Source organism: Stenotrophomonas sp. HITSZ_GD (assembly GCF_029543105.1).
Lineage (GTDB): Bacteria > Pseudomonadota > Gammaproteobacteria > Xanthomonadales > Xanthomonadaceae > Stenotrophomonas_A.
Genome location: NZ_JARQXB010000003.1, coordinates 297,469 through 311,432 on the forward strand (window position 1 = coordinate 297,469; position 13,964 = coordinate 311,432).

At 69.6% G+C, this 13,964-nt stretch carries 13 protein-coding genes; 7 read left to right on the forward strand and 6 right to left on the reverse strand.

What is annotated here, in order from left to right; genetic code table 11:
- Window positions 1-107: 107 nt before the first annotated feature.
- The 5 genes from P6166_RS04945 (at window position 108) to P6166_RS04965 (ending at window position 5,313) form a co-directional block, all read left to right on the forward strand.
- Complete coding sequence (locus P6166_RS04945) at window positions 108-392, forward strand: YfhL family 4Fe-4S dicluster ferredoxin (RefSeq protein WP_130319108.1); 285 nt, start codon at window positions 108-110, stop codon at window positions 390-392.
- A complete protein-coding gene (gene ggt / locus P6166_RS04950; protein ID WP_277763400.1) occupies window positions 389-2,140 on the forward strand; it encodes a gamma-glutamyltransferase in 1,752 nt (583 codons plus the stop codon). The genes P6166_RS04945 and ggt overlap by 4 nt, the downstream gene beginning before the upstream one ends.
- A 10-nt stretch (window positions 2,141-2,150) precedes the next feature.
- Window positions 2,151-3,053 (forward strand): MBL fold metallo-hydrolase, encoded by a 903-nt coding sequence (locus tag P6166_RS04955; protein ID WP_277763401.1) that lies wholly within the window; start codon window positions 2,151-2,153, stop codon window positions 3,051-3,053.
- Between the two features lie 127 nt (window positions 3,054-3,180).
- On the forward strand, window positions 3,181-4,920 hold the full coding sequence (locus P6166_RS04960) for a glycoside hydrolase family 9 protein (RefSeq protein ID WP_277763402.1): 1,740 nt from the start codon (window positions 3,181-3,183) through the stop codon (window positions 4,918-4,920).
- A gap of 105 nt (window positions 4,921-5,025) precedes the next feature.
- A complete protein-coding gene (locus tag P6166_RS04965; protein WP_277763403.1) occupies window positions 5,026-5,313 on the forward strand; it encodes a hypothetical protein in 288 nt (95 codons plus the stop codon).
- A gap of 125 nt (window positions 5,314-5,438) precedes the next feature.
- Here the strand turns inward: P6166_RS04965 and P6166_RS04970 are convergent, their stop codons facing one another.
- Window positions 5,439-6,362, reverse strand: a complete 924-nt coding sequence (locus P6166_RS04970) for an alpha/beta hydrolase (protein WP_277763404.1) — start codon at window positions 6,360-6,362, stop codon at window positions 5,439-5,441.
- Between the two features lie 26 nt (window positions 6,363-6,388).
- Entirely contained in the window at window positions 6,389-7,030 is a 642-nt protein-coding gene (locus P6166_RS04975) for an isochorismatase family cysteine hydrolase (protein WP_277763405.1), read from the reverse strand.
- Window positions 7,031-7,206: 176 nt separating this feature from the next.
- On the opposite strand from P6166_RS04975, the gene P6166_RS04980 reads away from it, so the two are divergent.
- Window positions 7,207-7,830, forward strand: coding sequence for a response regulator transcription factor (locus P6166_RS04980; protein ID WP_277763406.1), 624 nt, complete (start codon window positions 7,207-7,209; stop codon window positions 7,828-7,830).
- Window positions 7,831-7,870: 40 nt separating this feature from the next.
- Here P6166_RS04980 and P6166_RS04985 read toward each other — a convergent pair whose 3' ends face one another.
- The 3 genes from P6166_RS04985 to P6166_RS04995 form a co-directional block, all read right to left on the reverse strand.
- Entirely contained in the window at window positions 7,871-8,665 is a 795-nt protein-coding gene (locus tag P6166_RS04985) for an SDR family oxidoreductase (protein WP_277763407.1), read from the reverse strand.
- A gap of 90 nt (window positions 8,666-8,755) precedes the next feature.
- Window positions 8,756-9,238 carry a cupin domain-containing protein gene (locus P6166_RS04990; RefSeq protein WP_277763408.1) on the reverse strand — a complete coding sequence of 161 codons (483 nt, stop codon included), beginning with the start codon at window positions 9,236-9,238 and terminating at the stop codon, window positions 8,756-8,758.
- Window positions 9,239-9,268: 30 nt separating this feature from the next.
- On the reverse strand, window positions 9,269-9,880 hold the full coding sequence (locus tag P6166_RS04995; RefSeq protein WP_277763409.1) for a hydrolase: 612 nt from the start codon (window positions 9,878-9,880) through the stop codon (window positions 9,269-9,271).
- Between the two features lie 333 nt (window positions 9,881-10,213).
- Between P6166_RS04995 and P6166_RS05000 the strand changes: the two genes are divergently transcribed.
- Window positions 10,214-13,240 carry a sensor histidine kinase gene (locus P6166_RS05000; protein ID WP_277763410.1) on the forward strand — a complete coding sequence of 1,009 codons (3,027 nt, stop codon included), beginning with the start codon at window positions 10,214-10,216 and terminating at the stop codon, window positions 13,238-13,240.
- Between the two features lie 60 nt (window positions 13,241-13,300).
- Here P6166_RS05000 and upp read toward each other — a convergent pair whose 3' ends face one another.
- The gene (upp, locus tag P6166_RS05005) at window positions 13,301-13,930 is read right to left on the reverse strand and encodes a uracil phosphoribosyltransferase (protein WP_277763411.1); all 630 of its coding nucleotides are present in this window, start codon (window positions 13,928-13,930) and stop codon (window positions 13,301-13,303) included.
- Between the last annotated feature and the right edge of the window lie 34 nt (window positions 13,931-13,964).

The following is a 13,964-nucleotide window of genomic DNA, read 5'->3' on the forward strand; positions in this document are numbered from 1 at the left end:
ATCGGCGCGCTCGCGCACGATCCCCGCCACGCCGGACCGGCCCGTGCCGGCGCCGCGCCCCCGCCCCGCGCGCGACACGCCGCACGCGCAGACGCGATGCCGCCGCCATGTCGCTGAAGATCAACGAGCTGTGCGTCAACTGCGATGTCTGCGAGCCGGCCTGCCCGAACCGGGCCATCTCCATGGGCGAGACCATCTACATCATCGACCCGGCGCGCTGCACCGAGTGCGTGGGCCATTACGATGAGCCGCAGTGCGTGATGGTCTGCCCGGTCGAATGCATCGACCCCGATCCGGACATCCCGGAGACCCACGACCAGCTCCTGGCCAAGCTGCGCCAATTGCAGCGCGACCATCCCGAGTTCTACGAAGAGGAACCGCCATCGCCATGAAGCCCTTCGCCCGCCCCGTGCTGCTGTGCCTGCTGGTGTTGTTCACCGCGCCCGCGTTCGCCGCCGAACCGCCAGTGGCGGCGCCCGCAACCGGCCGGCATCCGCCCGGCGCGGCCGTGGCCAGCGGCCACCACCTGGCTACCGAGGCCGGCCTGCAGATCCTCAAGGAAGGCGGCAACGCGTTCGATGCGGCGGTGGCGGTGTCCTCCACGCTGGCGGTGGTCGAGCCGATCAGTTCGGGCCTGGGCGGTGGCGGCTTCTTCCTGCTGCACGACGCCAGGACCGGCCAGGACGTGATGCTGGACGCGCGCGAGTACGCGCCCGAGTCCGCCACCCCGCAGCAGTTCCTGGACAAGAATGGCGAGCTGGACCGCGACCGCTCGATCAACGGCCCGTGGTCGGCCGGCATCCCGGGCCTGCCGGCGGCGCTGGTGGAGCTGGCCGGCAAGCACGGCCGGCTGCCGCTGAAGCAGTCGCTGGCGCCGGCGATCCGCATCGCCACCGAGGGTTTCCCGGTGTACGAGCGCATGGCCAAGGGCTACGCCTCGCGCCGCGAAGTGATGGAACGCTACCCCGGCACGCGCGAGGTGTACCTGCGCAACGGCCGCCCCATCGCCACCGGCGACGTGTTCAAGCAGCCGGAGCTGGCGCACACGCTGGCGCTGCTCGGCGAGAAGGGCTTTGATGGCTTCTACCGCGGCGAGACCGCCAAGAAGCTGCTGGCCGGCGTGAAGCAGGCCGGCGGCCGCTGGACCGCGCAGGAACTGGCCGGTTACCAGGTCAAGCAACGCACGCCGATCAGCTTCCAGTACCGCGACTGGAAGATCACCACCGCGCCGCCGCCGTCCTCCGGCGGCATTGCGCTGGCCGAGATGCTGCAGATCCTCGAAGGCTGGGACCTGGCCAAGCTGGACGAGGTGCAGCGCACGCACCTGGTGGTGGAGGCCATGCGCCGCGCCTACCGCGACCGCACGTTCTTCCTGGGCGATCCGGATTTCGTCACCATCCCGCAGCGCGTGCTGACCAGCAAGGATTACGCGATGGGGCTGCGTGCCACCCTCAATCCGGCCAAGGCCACGCCCAGCGACCTGCTCTCGGGCAACCCCACGCCGCTGGAAGACGACGAGACCACGCACTTCTCGATCATCGACAGCGAAGGCAACCGCGTGGGCGCCACGCAGACGGTGAACCTGCTGTACGGCTCGGGCCTGATTCCCAAGGGCACCGGCGTGCTGCTCAACGACGAGATGGATGATTTCGCGCTCAAGCCCGGCACGCCGAATGCGTTTGGCGTGATGGGCTACGAGGCCAACGCGCCCAAGCCGGGCAAGCGCATGCTCTCGTCGATGACGCCGACGTTCATGGAATCGCCGCAGCGCGTGACCGTGCTCGGCACGCCGGGCGGCAGCCGCATCATCACCATGGTGCTGCTGGGCATCCTCGGCTACGACGCCGGCCTGGACGCGCAGCAGGTCGCCGCGTTGCCGCGCTACCACCACCAGTGGCTGCCGGACACCATCGAGGCCGAGGGCGGCGCCTTCGGCCCGGACGTGGTCGCCGGGCTGCGCAAGCTCGGTCATACGGTGGACGTGCCGGGCGACAGCGCCGAAGGCGGCCGCGGTTCCAGCCACGTGTGGGGCAACCTGCAGACGGTGGAGTGGGACCTGCAAGGCAACGTGCTGCGCGGCGGCAGCGACCCGCGCAACCCGGTGGGCAGCGCCGAAGTGATCGCCGCCCCGTCGAACTGAGGCGCGCGCGATGAAACTCTGGTCCCTGCGCGGCAACAGCCAGAAGCTGGATGGCGGCGCGATGTTCGGCAACGCGCCGCGCGCGGTGTGGGAGAAGTGGGCCGCGCCGGACGAGCACAACCGCATCGCGCTGGCCTGCCGCGCGTTGCTGGCCAGCCCGCTGGCCGGCAAGACGGTGCTGTTCGAAACCGGCATCGGCGCGTTTTTCGAGCCCAGGCTGCGCGAGCGCTACGGCGTGCAGGAAGACCGGCACGTGCTGGTGGATTCGCTGCGCGAAGCCGGTTTCGAGCACGAGGACATCGACGTGGTGGTGCTGAGCCACCTCCACTTCGACCATGCCGGCGGCCTGCTGGCGCCCTGGAGCGAAGGCCGCGCGCCGGAACTGCTGTTTCCCAATGCCACGTTCCTGGTGGGCGCGGCGCATTGGCAACGCGCGCTGCACCCGCATCCGCGCGACCGCGCCAGCTTCATTGCCGAACTGCCGGCGTTGCTGGAGGCCAGCGGGCGGCTGGAGATCGTCGAAGGCGCCTGTTCGCAGGCCCTCGGCGACAGCGTGCGCTTCACCTTCAGCGACGGCCATACGCCGGGGCTGATGCTGGCCGAGATCGTCGGCCCGGAATGGATCGACGGGCAGCCGCACGGTGGGGTGGTGTTCTGCGCCGACCTGATCCCCGGGCGTTCGTGGGTGCACGTGCCCATCACCATGGGCTACGACCGCAATGCCGAGCTGCTGATCGACGAGAAGCACGCTTTCCTGGACGACAAGCTGGCGCGCAACGTCCATCTGTTCTTCACCCACGACCCGGACTGCGCCTTGGCGCAGGTGGTGCGCGACGCGCGCGGCCGCTACGGCACCACGCACGAGGTGGCCGAGCTGCGCGCGCGCAGCTTGTTCACGCCGCTGCTGGCCTGAGCACACGTGCCGCGGCTGGACACGGCGCGATCTGCATGAAGGTTCGCCGACCCGGCGTCGCCGCGCGGCTTGCGCCCGCGACCGCAGGCCGGGCAGGATCGGGCGTCCCGCCCGTGAGCCTGCCTCGATGTCCCACCGCCTGTTGCGCCTTGCCGCATCCTGCCTGCTGGTCGCCGCCGTTCCCGCGCTGGCCGAACCGGCCATCCGTGTCGACCAGCTCGGATTTGCCCCTGGCGCACGCAAGCTGGCGGTGGTGGAGGGCATCGAGGCGAGCCAACCCTTCACCGTGGTGCGCGCGAAGGATGGCAAGACGGTGTTCAAGGGCACGCTGGGCGCGCCGGCGCGCTGGGCGCCGGCCGACCGCATGGCGGCGCTGGCTGATTTCAGCCCACTGGCCACGCCAGGCCAGTACCGCATCGAGGTGCGTGGCGTGCCGGCCTCCGACCTTTTCCGCATCGACGCCAACGCGTATGCCGGGCTGAACGACGCCGCGTTGAAGGCGTACTACTACAACCGCGCCAGCACCGCGCTGGACGCGCGCTACGCCGGGCAGTTCGCGCGCGCGGCCGGCCACCCGGATACGCAGGTGGAGATCCATCCTTCCGCCGCATCGCCCGGGCGGCCGGCCGGCACCGTGGTCTCCGCGCCCAGGGGCTGGTACGACGCCGGCGACTACAACAAGTACGTGGTGAACTCCGGCATCTCGACCTGGACCTTGCTGGCCGCCTACGCGCATTACCCGCAGGTCTTCAAGGGCCGGGACATCAATATCCCCGAAAGCGGCAACGCCGTGCCGGACATCCTCGACGAGGCGATGTGGAACCTGGAATGGATGCTCGCCATGCAGGACCCGGGCGATGGCGGCGTGTACCACAAGCTCACCAACCTGCAGTTCGACGGCATCGTGATGCCCGCGCAAGCGAACGCCAGGCGCTACATGGTCGGCAAGGGCACGGCGGCGACGTTGGATTTCGCCGCGGTCATGGCGATGGCCGCGCGGGTCTACGCGCCCTATGAAGCCCGCTTTCCCGGCGTGCCGGCGCGCATGCGCGCGGCGGCCGAAGCGGCGTGGGGCTGGGCGATGACCCATCCGGACGTGGCTTACGTGCAGCCAGCCGACGTCAAGACCGGCGGCTACAACGATGACAAGTTCGACGACGAATTCGCGTGGGCGGCCGCCGAGCTGTACCTGCTGACCGGCACGCCGGCCTACTACCAGACCTTCGAGCGCTACGCGCAGCCGCCGGGCGTGCCGAACTGGGCGGACGTGGGCGCGCTGGGCTGGATCTCGCTGGCCAGCGAACTGCCCAAGCTGCCCGACGATGCCGCGCGGGCGAAAGTGCGCGACGGCGTGACAGGCGAGGCGGCGAAGCTGGCGACGAAGTGGTCGCAATCGGCGTGGCGGGTGACGATGCAGCCACAGGATTTTCGCTGGGGCAGCAATGCCGACGTGCTCAACCAGGCGCTGATGCTGCTGCAGGGCTACCGGCTGGACGGCGATCGCGTGCAACTGGACGCCGCGCAGTCGCAGCTGGATTACATCCTGGGGCGCAATCCGCTGGGCGTGTCGTTCGTGACCGGGCAGGGCGCGCGCAGCCCGATGAATATCCACCACCGGCCTTCGGAAGCGGACGGCATCGCCGCCCCGGTGCCGGGCTGGTTGTCCGGCGGCCCGAACCCGGGCCAGCAGGATGCGAAGGATTGCGGAGCGGTGCGCTATCCCAGCGCGTTGCCGGCGCTGTCGTGGCTGGACGATACGTGCAGCTACGCGAGCAACGAGGTGGCGATCAACTGGAACGCACCGCTGGTGTACGTGAGCGCTGCGTTGCAGGCGCTGACCCCGGCAACGGTGGAAGGGAAGCGCTGAGGCGAAGCGGTTGCTTGTCAGCCGGCGGGAACTGACGGAACATCGGGCCCCATCGGGCGTCGCGACTGAGAGGATTCGCCCGGCTGCCGACCATTGGAGGGACGGATGACCCGATCGACCGTACGTGCACTGCTTGTGATGTCCCTCATCTGGGTGGGGATGATCGCAGGTCTTGCTGCGTTGTTATATCCGGCAGTCGGCGCCATCGCTGCTCTGCCGGAACCCAATCCATTCTGGTCCGTGTCGGTGACCAACATTCCCTCGGCGCCTTTCCAGGTGACGCTTCACACCATGTCGTGGCTGCTGATTTGTCTGGGTCCATTGGCGGCACTGTGGGGATTTTCAGCGTTCATCGCCGTCGCAGCGCGGTCTCCCAAACTGCCTGGTGCATGACCACGGCGGGATATCAGGGGCCAGAACGCCAGCCATTTGCCATCCTATAGCGCGCGTCTATCAGCACCAGGGCGCTGCCTGCCGGCAGCGCCTTCTCTCCATGCGCCGCGTTTCTCGAGCATGCCTTACCGGTCGAGGAACGCCACCAGCGCCGGAATCGTCTGCCCGGGCGCTTCTTCCATCAGCCAGTGGCCCGAGCCCTTGATGATGATGCCCTCCACATTCGTGTCCACCATCCGCCCCTGGTCGATCAGGAACTGGCCGCCGGCCTTCTCGCCGGACAGCACCAGCATCGGCATGTGCAACGGCGTCCGGGCGAAGCCGGCGAAGTCCTTCGCATCCTGCTCGAAGTTGCGGAAGTACTCGAAGCCGGCACGCATGCCACCGGGCTGGGCGTACTGCGCCGCGTAGAACTGCCGGTCGGCCTCGGGCACCGAGTGGTTGCGGTCGGCGGCGAAGTCGTTCCAGAAGTGCTCGAAGTAGATGCGCTCGCGGCCATCGACCAGCTTCAGCGGCGTTTCGCCGTAGAAGTGGAAATGCCACAGGTCCCGCAGCAGCCACACCTTGGTCCAGTCGCCCACGCCCGGCAGGAACGCATCCATCAGCACCACGCTTTCGACCTGGTCCGGGTACTGCGCCGCGTAGGCGTAGGCGACCATCAGGCCGATGTCGTGGCCGACGATCTTCACCTTGGGATAGCCCAGCGATTGCACGAGCGCGTGGATATCCTGCGCCAGGGTCTTCTTGTCGTAGCCGCCGGCCGGCTTGGAGGAGCCGCCCGCGCCGCGCAGGTCCGGCGCGATCATCACGTGGCGGCCGGCCAGCTCGCGCATCAGCGGCTGCCACATGCGGCTGGTTTCGGCATAGCCGTGCAGCAACACCACCGGCGTGCCGTCGCCGTGGCCGGCCTGCAGGTAATGCAGGGTGACGCCATTGACCTGGGCGGTATGGCTTTGGATGTCCACGTTCGCCGCGTGGGCGAGGGTGGCGGCGAACAGCGCCATGCCCGCGAGGGCGGCGCGCTGGAAGAGGCGAAGGAGCGTTTTCATGGGAATTCCTCGTCGGGTTCGATGGTTCACGGGTCGGTGGTGAAGGGCACGCGCGCCAGGAATTCGCGCGTGGTCAGCAGGGCATGCGCAAAGGTCGGTCCGTTGACCTCGTGCGCGTAGAACATCGCGTCGTGGCTGAGCGCGGCCGTGGCATCGGTGACCAGGGTGACGTGGTAGCCCAGCTCGCTGGCATGGCGCGCGGTGGTCTCGATGCAGGTGTTGGCGATCGCACCGACCACGACGACGTGGCTGATGCGCTGTTGCTTGAGCAGCAGGTCCAGGTCCGTGCCAAGAAAGCCGTTAGTGCCCCAATGCTCCCGGGCCACGGTGTCGCCGGGCCCGGGCGTGAGATCGGGATGCCACTGGCCGCCCCAGCTATTCATGGCGAAGGCCTGGGCCTGGGACATCGCCTGCTGCCACGGCGTGGGGTGCTGCCAGCGTTCGAAGTCATTGGGCATCGCGCGGTGATGGGGGACGAAGAACAGGGGCCAGCGGGCACAGCGGATCGCCTGGCGGATGCGGCGCAGGTTCGCCAGCAGGTCCACGCCCGCCGCGACCTCGGCCAGGCGCGGCCAGAACTTGCCGCCTTCGGAAAGGAAGTCGTTGTAGGGATCCACCAGCAGCAGCGCGGTATGTCCCGGTGGATAGACCGGCCCCAGCGAATCCATGGCTGCTTCTCCGCGCGCCGTATGCGCCTGCCGGAGCAGCATCGGCCGTGCCCCGGGCCGGGTCATCGCGGTGAACGGTGGCCCGCGTGTCCTCCATTTGGGGGATGCCCCCGGAGGGCCGCCGGTTGCTATACATTGCGCCGTGACCGGCAGCGGCGGGCGTAGCGGAGCGGGACATGAGCATCCGGATACTGACCATCGACGACCATCCGCTCGTGCGCAACGGCATCCGCGCCATGCTGGAGGTGGAGCCGGACCTGGTCGTGGCCGGCGAGGCCGGCGACGCCGACGACGGCCTGGCGCAGTTCCGCCGGCTGCTGCCCGATGTCGTGCTGGTGGACCTGCAGATGCCGGGCTGCAACGGCATCGAATTCATCCGCCGCCTGCGCGCGGAGTTTCCCGAGGCCCGCGTGGCCGTGCTCACGACCTACAGCGGCGATGGCAACGCGCGCGAGGCGATCGCCGCCGGCGCGTACGGCTACCTGCTGAAGAGCGCGCTGCGCGGCGAGCTGATCGACGCGCTGCGCAAGATCGCGCAGGGCAAGCGCTGCGTCTCCAACGAGGTGTCCCAGGAGATTTCGCGGCACATCGGCGATGAGGCACTCACCGCGCGCGAACTGACCATCCTCACCGCGCTGGCGCGGGGATGGGAGAACAAGCGGATCGCCAACGAGATGGGCATCTCGGCCGAAACCGTGAAGTCGCACCTGACGCGCATCTTCGAGAAGATCGATGCGAGCAACCGCACCGAGGCGTTCCATATCGCGCTGCGCCGCGGGCTGGTGCGGCTGGACGATTGAGCAGGCGGGCTGCGCCGCGCGCAGCCTGCGCGCCGCGAGGTCAGATCACCGAGCGCACCACGCCGCCGTCCACGCGCACCGCCGCGCCGGTGGTGGCCGACGCCTGCTCGGAGGCCAAGTAGACGCTCAGGTTGGCCACTTCCTCCACCGTGGCCAGGCGCTGGATCAGCGAGGTCGGCCGGTGCGTGGCAATGAAGTCGCGCTCGACCTCGGCCAGCGAGCTGCCCTTTTCGGCGGCGATCTTCCCGAAGAAATCACCCACGCCCTCCGACCGCGTCGGGCCGGGCAGGATGGCGTTGACGGTGACGCCGGTGCCGGCCAGTGTTTCGGCGAGCCCGCGCGATACCGCCAGCTGCGCGGTCTTGGTCGTGCCGTAATGGACCATTTCCGTCGGAATCTGCACGCCCGACTCGCTGGAGAGGAACTGGACCCGGCCCCAGCCACGTTGCGCCATGCCCTGCGCATAGTGGCGGGCCAGCCGGATACCGCTGAGCACGTTCACTTCGAAGAAGCGCATCCAGTCTTCGTCGGGGATATCGAAGAAGGCCTTTGGCTCGAAGATGCCCAGGTTGTTGACCAGGATGTCGGTCGACGGTTCGGCTTCGATCAGCGCCTGCGCGCCTTTCAACGTGCCTAGGTCGCCGGCCACGCCCGACACGCGGGCGCCGGGCACCTGGCGGGTGAGGGTGGCGATGGCCTCGTCCACGCGCGGCTGCGTGCGTCCGGTGACGACCACCCGTGCGCCGGAGGCGGCCAGCCCGTGGGCAATGGCCAGCCCGATGCCGGCCGTCGAACCGGTGACGATGGCGCTCCTGTGGCTCAGGTCGATGTGCATGGAAGCTCCTTTCAGCAGGGGGGAAGGGCGGTAACGCCTGGATGGGTGTTTTACCGCCGCGCAGGTTCCGGGCGCATCAAGGACCGCGCTTCAATGCCCGGCGTGTGGGTCGTCGGCGGGATTCTCGTACACCGTATCCGTCGGACCCATGCCGGTGATGAGCACGGTGACGGGCTCGTCCCCGGTCTGCGCGAAGTGCGCCGCGTTCGCCGGCTCCGTATACACCGAACCGGCCGGCAGGGTCTTCAGCTTGCGCGCGTCGAACTTGCTTCCATAGCCGAAGTGCCACGTGCCCGACAGCACCGTGGCGACACGGTCGCCCGCGTGATGATGCGCGGGGATGGCCGCGTGCGGCGCCGCGCGTAGCAACTGGCTGTACGGGCCGGACCGGGAGGGATCGCCCAGCAACCTGACCACCTGCACCTTCGCATTGCCCGAACCGCCCGCGCCGCCCGTCGTGGCGAGGGCCGACAGTTCCGCCGGCGTCTTGGCGTACGGGTCGGACACCGCGGGCGGGGTAGCCTGCGCGGTAGCCGCGAAGGCCACCAGGAGGGTCATCGTCCATCTGCTCATCTGTGCGCTCCTTCCAGTTTGGGTGGCGGTTCAGTGGCCTTCGACCGCGAACAGGATCTCCGTGAAGCCCGGCACCGTGGCCTCGCGGTTCCAGTCGCGCTGGAGCTCGCAGATCAGCTGCACCCAGCTGGTGGGTTGGGCACCGGCCTGGAACAGTCGCTCCAGGCCGGCGTCGTGGGCTTCCAGCGAGGTGCCGCCGCAGGCATCGACCACCGGGTAGACCTCGAAGCCTTCCGCCAGGGCATCCAGCGCCGGGTGCACGAGGCACACCTCCGTCCACAGCGCGGCCATCACCAGTTTCTTCCGGCCGGTCGCCTTCACGGCGGAGACGAAATCCTGGTCTTCCCACGCGTTGATCGACGTGCGGTCCACGACCGGGACGTCGGGCAGCACGTCGGTCAGCTGGTGGATCAGTGGCTGGTTTCGGCCGGTGGCAACGTTTACCGACGACAGCACCGTGGGCAGGCCGTAGAGCCGGGTGATGCGCGCGAGCGCGGTGATGTTGGCCACCAGCTGGCGCTTGTCGCGCGAGGCGATGGAGCTGACCTGCACCGGCTGGAAATCGATGATGACCACCGCGGCGTTCTGCGGCGTCAGGAGGCGGTCGTGGAGCGCATCGCGGACGTGGGGATAGGAGGTCATCTCGGTTGCCTGCAGGAAAGAAGGGGCGCGGCCGATGGCAGCGCGGAGGTGGGGCGTGGTGCCAGCATCCGCGCGGGTGGGGCGCTTCGCATCACAGGGATCGGGCGGGCGGCGCTCCTCCATTTGGGGGAGCGGTATCGGCGTGGCCCGGGCGGGCATCGGGCCGCTGTGCGGCGACCCGGAGGCTGGGCCATACTCGCGCCGCCCATCCCGGCGGGGGGAGATCGCCGGGCACCTTCCTTCGACACCCGCGCCGCCATGGCCCCTCCGGTCCCTGCTGTTTCTTCCTGGCGGTGCGTCGCGCCCAGGCACGCGCTGCGCCGTGTGCTGCGCATGGGCCTGGTCATGTTCTGGCTTGGCCTGTGCGCTGGTGCCCAGGCGCTCGCGCCGGATCGCGCGCTCTCGCAGCTGCGGCACGACCGCTGGACACCCGAACAGGGCGCGCCGGCGCAGATCCTGTCGATCGCGCAAACGCCCGATGGCTTCCTCTGGCTGGGGTCACGGCAGGGCCTGTATCGCTTCGATGGCCTGCGCTTCGAACGCATCACCGCCATCGCCGGCGCCCCCATCGTCGATGACGACATCCTCAACCTGTTCGTCGATCGCGACGGCAGCGTGTGGGTGGGTTATGTCAGCGGCGGGATGAGCCGCATGGGCGGCGCCCATCCGGCGAACTACGAATACCAGCGCGACGACGTACCGCTGGGTTCGGTGATCGGCTTCGGGCGCGATGCCACGGGGCGGCTGTGGGCCGCCACGTCGGCCGCGCTCGTCTACCTGGACCCTGCCACGGACACGTGGAAGAGCGTCCCGGACATGGGCTTCGATCCTGCCTGGATGCCGCAGCGCTTGTTCTTCGACCGCGACCACGGCATGTGGGTGGCGTATTCGGACGGCACCTCCGCGCACATCGCGCATCTGGCACCGGGTGCGCGCGCGTTCGAGGTCATGCCGCAGTCCATCGACTCCCCGTTCTTCGACCAGTCGCCCGATGGCACGCTGTGGGCGGCCGACGAGTGGGGCGTGCGTCCGTTGTCGCAGGCCGTGCCGCTTCCCGGACGCGCGGGCGTCACCGCCAGTTGGCTCGACCCGGCCTTCAAGGGCGCCGGCCTGCGCTTCGACCGCGATGGCGTGATGTGGCTCGCCAACGAACATGGCGTCGCGCGTGTGCGGGACCCCGCCGTGCTGCATGCGCCGGACAGGGCCCACGCCGCGCCGACGCCGGAATATTTCGGCACGGCACAGGGCCTGACCTCCGAGGTGGTGTGGACGCTGTTCGAAGACCGCGAAGGCAACCTGTGGGTCGGTACCGCCAACGGGCTGGATCGCTTCCGTGCCAACACGCTGGCCGCCATCCAACTGCCGCGCCGCGACCAGGTGTTCGCGGTAGGCGTGGACGGGCAGGGCCAGGTGTGGGCCGCGAACGCGGACAAGGGCCCGATGCGCATCACCCCGGATCCGGACGCGCCGGGCGGCGCGCGCGTGCAGGAGGTGGCGGGCGCGGAAGCCGGCGTGACCGCGCTGTTTCGCGATGGCAACGGCCAGTTCTGGGTCGGTGATGCGAACGGCGGCCTGTGGCGCAGCGAGGGCGCCAAGCTGCAGTCGGTGCCGCTGCCGCCCGAGGTGGCCGGCAACGGCACGATCGTGACGATGGCCAGCGACCGCGACGGCGCCCTGTGGGTGAGCAAGGTCAACGGCGGGCTGTTGCGGCTGTACCAGGGGCGGTGGGAAGCGCAGAACGCCAAGTACGGCATGCAAGCGGGCACCGCGCCGCGCGCGCTTGCGCAGGATGCGCAAGGCCGCCTCTGGTCCGACGCCGGACAGACGATCCGCGTGTTCGAGGAAGGCGGCCACCACGATTTCGACGCAGACGGGCCGCAGGTCGGGCGCATCGCCGTGCTGCGGGCCTGGAAGGACGAGCTGTGGATCGGCGGCGTGCGGGGCGTGGCCGCGCGCATCGGCGACCATTTCCAGCACCTGCTCGGGCGCGGGGGTGAAACGTTCGAGCGCACGGCCGGCATCGTGATGCTCGCCAATGGCGAAGCGTGGCTGGTCGGGCGGCCCGGCGTGACCCGCGTGCCCGCCCGCGAGATGGCCCGATGGCGGGCGCAGCCATCCTATCGCGTGGCCTTCGAGCGGTTCGGGGTGCTCGATGGCCTGCGGGGGGCGGCGGAACAAAGCGGCGCGTCCCCGGTGGCGGTGGCCGACGACCAGGGCCGGATATGGGTCGCGACGAGTCGCGGCGTGCATTGGATCGACCCCGCCGCGCACCCGCGCCGCGACGCCAAGCCCGCAGCACCGCCCGTCGTGCTGGCGGTGCACGTGGACGACAGGGCGGTGCCGCTGGCGTCGGCGATGTCCTTGCCGGCGCGCAGCCGCGACCTGCGGATCGACTACACCGCGCCGTTCCTGGGCCGGCCAGAACGCGCCCGTTTCCGCTATCGATTGGAAGGGCGGGAGACCGACTGGCATGACGCCGGCGCGCAACGCCAGGCGATGTACAGCGGCCTGGCGCCCGGCCACTACCGCTTCACGTTGCAGGCGGCCGACAGCGGCGAGGACGGGTCCGGAAACGAAGCCACGTGGGCATTCGACGTGCCGCCGGCGTTCTGGCAGACCTGGTGGTTCTCGCTGGCTTGCCTGGCGGCACTGCTGTGCGCGATCTGGGCGCTCGTGCGCTGGCGCGTGGCCGCCGCACGCGCGGGGCTGCAGCGGGTGTATCGCGCGCGCTTCGTCGAACGCGAGCGCATCGCGCGTGATTTGCACGACACCTTGCTGCAATCCATGCAGGCGCTGATGTTCATGGTGGAGGCGGCGCGAGCGCGGCTCGAAAAAGGCGATGGCGAAGCGGCCAAGGCCGCGCTGTCGCGCGTGGTGACCGAAGCCAACGCCGGGCTGGTGGAAGGCCGCGACAGGATTCGCGAGTTGCGCCAGGAACCCGCCGAGCCGCGACACCTGGAGGCCCGGTTGGGCGAGTTGCCCGAGAAGTTGGCGCTACCGCCGGAGACCACCTACGCGTTCAGTACGCGCGGCAGGCCGGGCCGCTTGAAGCCCGCCGAGCAGGACGAGGTGTACCGCATCGTGCGCGAAGCGGTGGCCAACGCGGCGCGTCACGCCGGTGCGCGGCACATCACGGTATCCGTGGCCCACGGCTGGCGGGGCGTGCGGGTGGAGGTGCGTGACGACGGCTGCGGCATCGACCCGGCCTTGCTTGCCGGTGGACAACGCGAAGGCCACTGGGGATTGATCGGCATGCGTGAACGGGCCCGCGCGCTGGGGGCAACCCTGTCGCTGGCGTCCACGCCGGGGAATGGCACGCTCGTGCGCTTGTTCCTGCCGCGCTGGCGCGGCGCGAGGTGACGGCTCGAATCTCGACACGCCACCGCCGCCGTGGCGATCGCCGTGGGCGTGCGGGCAGCCTTACAACCGCGTCCCGAAGATTCGATCCCCCGCATCCCCCAACCCCGGCAGGATGTAACCCTTCTCGTTGAGCCGTGCGTCGATGGCCGCGGTGTACACCTCCACGTCCGGATGCGCGGCTTCCAGCGCCTTCAGTCCCTCCGGCGCGGCGACCAGGAAGATGCCCTTGATCTTGCGCGCGCCGGCGCGCTTGAGCATGTCCACCGTGGCGATCAGCGTGCCGCCGGTGGCCAGCATCGGGTCCAGAATCAGCGCGTCGCGCTCTTCCAGTCGGCCGGTCAGCCGCTCGAAATACGGCACCGGCTGCAGCGTCTCCTCGTCGCGCTGCAGGCCCACCACGCTCACGCGCGCGGCCGGGATCAGCGCCAGCACGCCCGGCAGCATGCCCAGCCCGGCGCGCAGGATCGGCACCAGGGTGATCTTCGCGCCGGCGATGCGCTGCACCTGCACCGGGCCGGCCCAGCCTTCCATCGTGTGCGATTCGGTCTCCAGGTCGGCGGTGGCCTCGTAAGCCAGCAGCGTGCCCAGCTCCGTCACCAGCTCGCGGAAGCCCTTGGTGCTCAGCGCGGCGTCGCGCAACAGGCCGATCTTGTGCTGCACGAGCGGATGACGGACTTCGACGATCTTCATGGCGGTTCGATGACGGTGGCAGGTAAGCACAGTG

Coding starts and splice junctions, on each gene's coding strand:
- P6166_RS04945 (WP_130319108.1), top strand. CDS start 108: ATGTCGCTGAAGATCAACGAGCTGTGCGTCAACTGCGATGTCTGCGAG.
- ggt (WP_277763400.1), top strand. CDS start 389: ATGAAGCCCTTCGCCCGCCCCGTGCTGCTGTGCCTGCTGGTGTTGTTC.
- P6166_RS04955 (WP_277763401.1), top strand. CDS start 2,151: ATGAAACTCTGGTCCCTGCGCGGCAACAGCCAGAAGCTGGATGGCGGC.
- P6166_RS04960 (WP_277763402.1), top strand. CDS start 3,181: ATGTCCCACCGCCTGTTGCGCCTTGCCGCATCCTGCCTGCTGGTCGCC.
- P6166_RS04965 (WP_277763403.1), top strand. CDS start 5,026: ATGACCCGATCGACCGTACGTGCACTGCTTGTGATGTCCCTCATCTGG.
- P6166_RS04970 (WP_277763404.1), bottom strand. CDS start 6,362: ATGAAAACGCTCCTTCGCCTCTTCCAGCGCGCCGCCCTCGCGGGCATG.
- P6166_RS04975 (WP_277763405.1), bottom strand. CDS start 7,030: ATGGATTCGCTGGGGCCGGTCTATCCACCGGGACATACCGCGCTGCTG.
- P6166_RS04980 (WP_277763406.1), top strand. CDS start 7,207: ATGAGCATCCGGATACTGACCATCGACGACCATCCGCTCGTGCGCAAC.
- P6166_RS04985 (WP_277763407.1), bottom strand. CDS start 8,665: ATGCACATCGACCTGAGCCACAGGAGCGCCATCGTCACCGGTTCGACG.
- P6166_RS04990 (WP_277763408.1), bottom strand. CDS start 9,238: ATGAGCAGATGGACGATGACCCTCCTGGTGGCCTTCGCGGCTACCGCG.
- P6166_RS04995 (WP_277763409.1), bottom strand. CDS start 9,880: ATGACCTCCTATCCCCACGTCCGCGATGCGCTCCACGACCGCCTCCTG.
- P6166_RS05000 (WP_277763410.1), top strand. CDS start 10,214: ATGGGCCTGGTCATGTTCTGGCTTGGCCTGTGCGCTGGTGCCCAGGCG.
- upp (WP_277763411.1), bottom strand. CDS start 13,930: ATGAAGATCGTCGAAGTCCGTCATCCGCTCGTGCAGCACAAGATCGGC.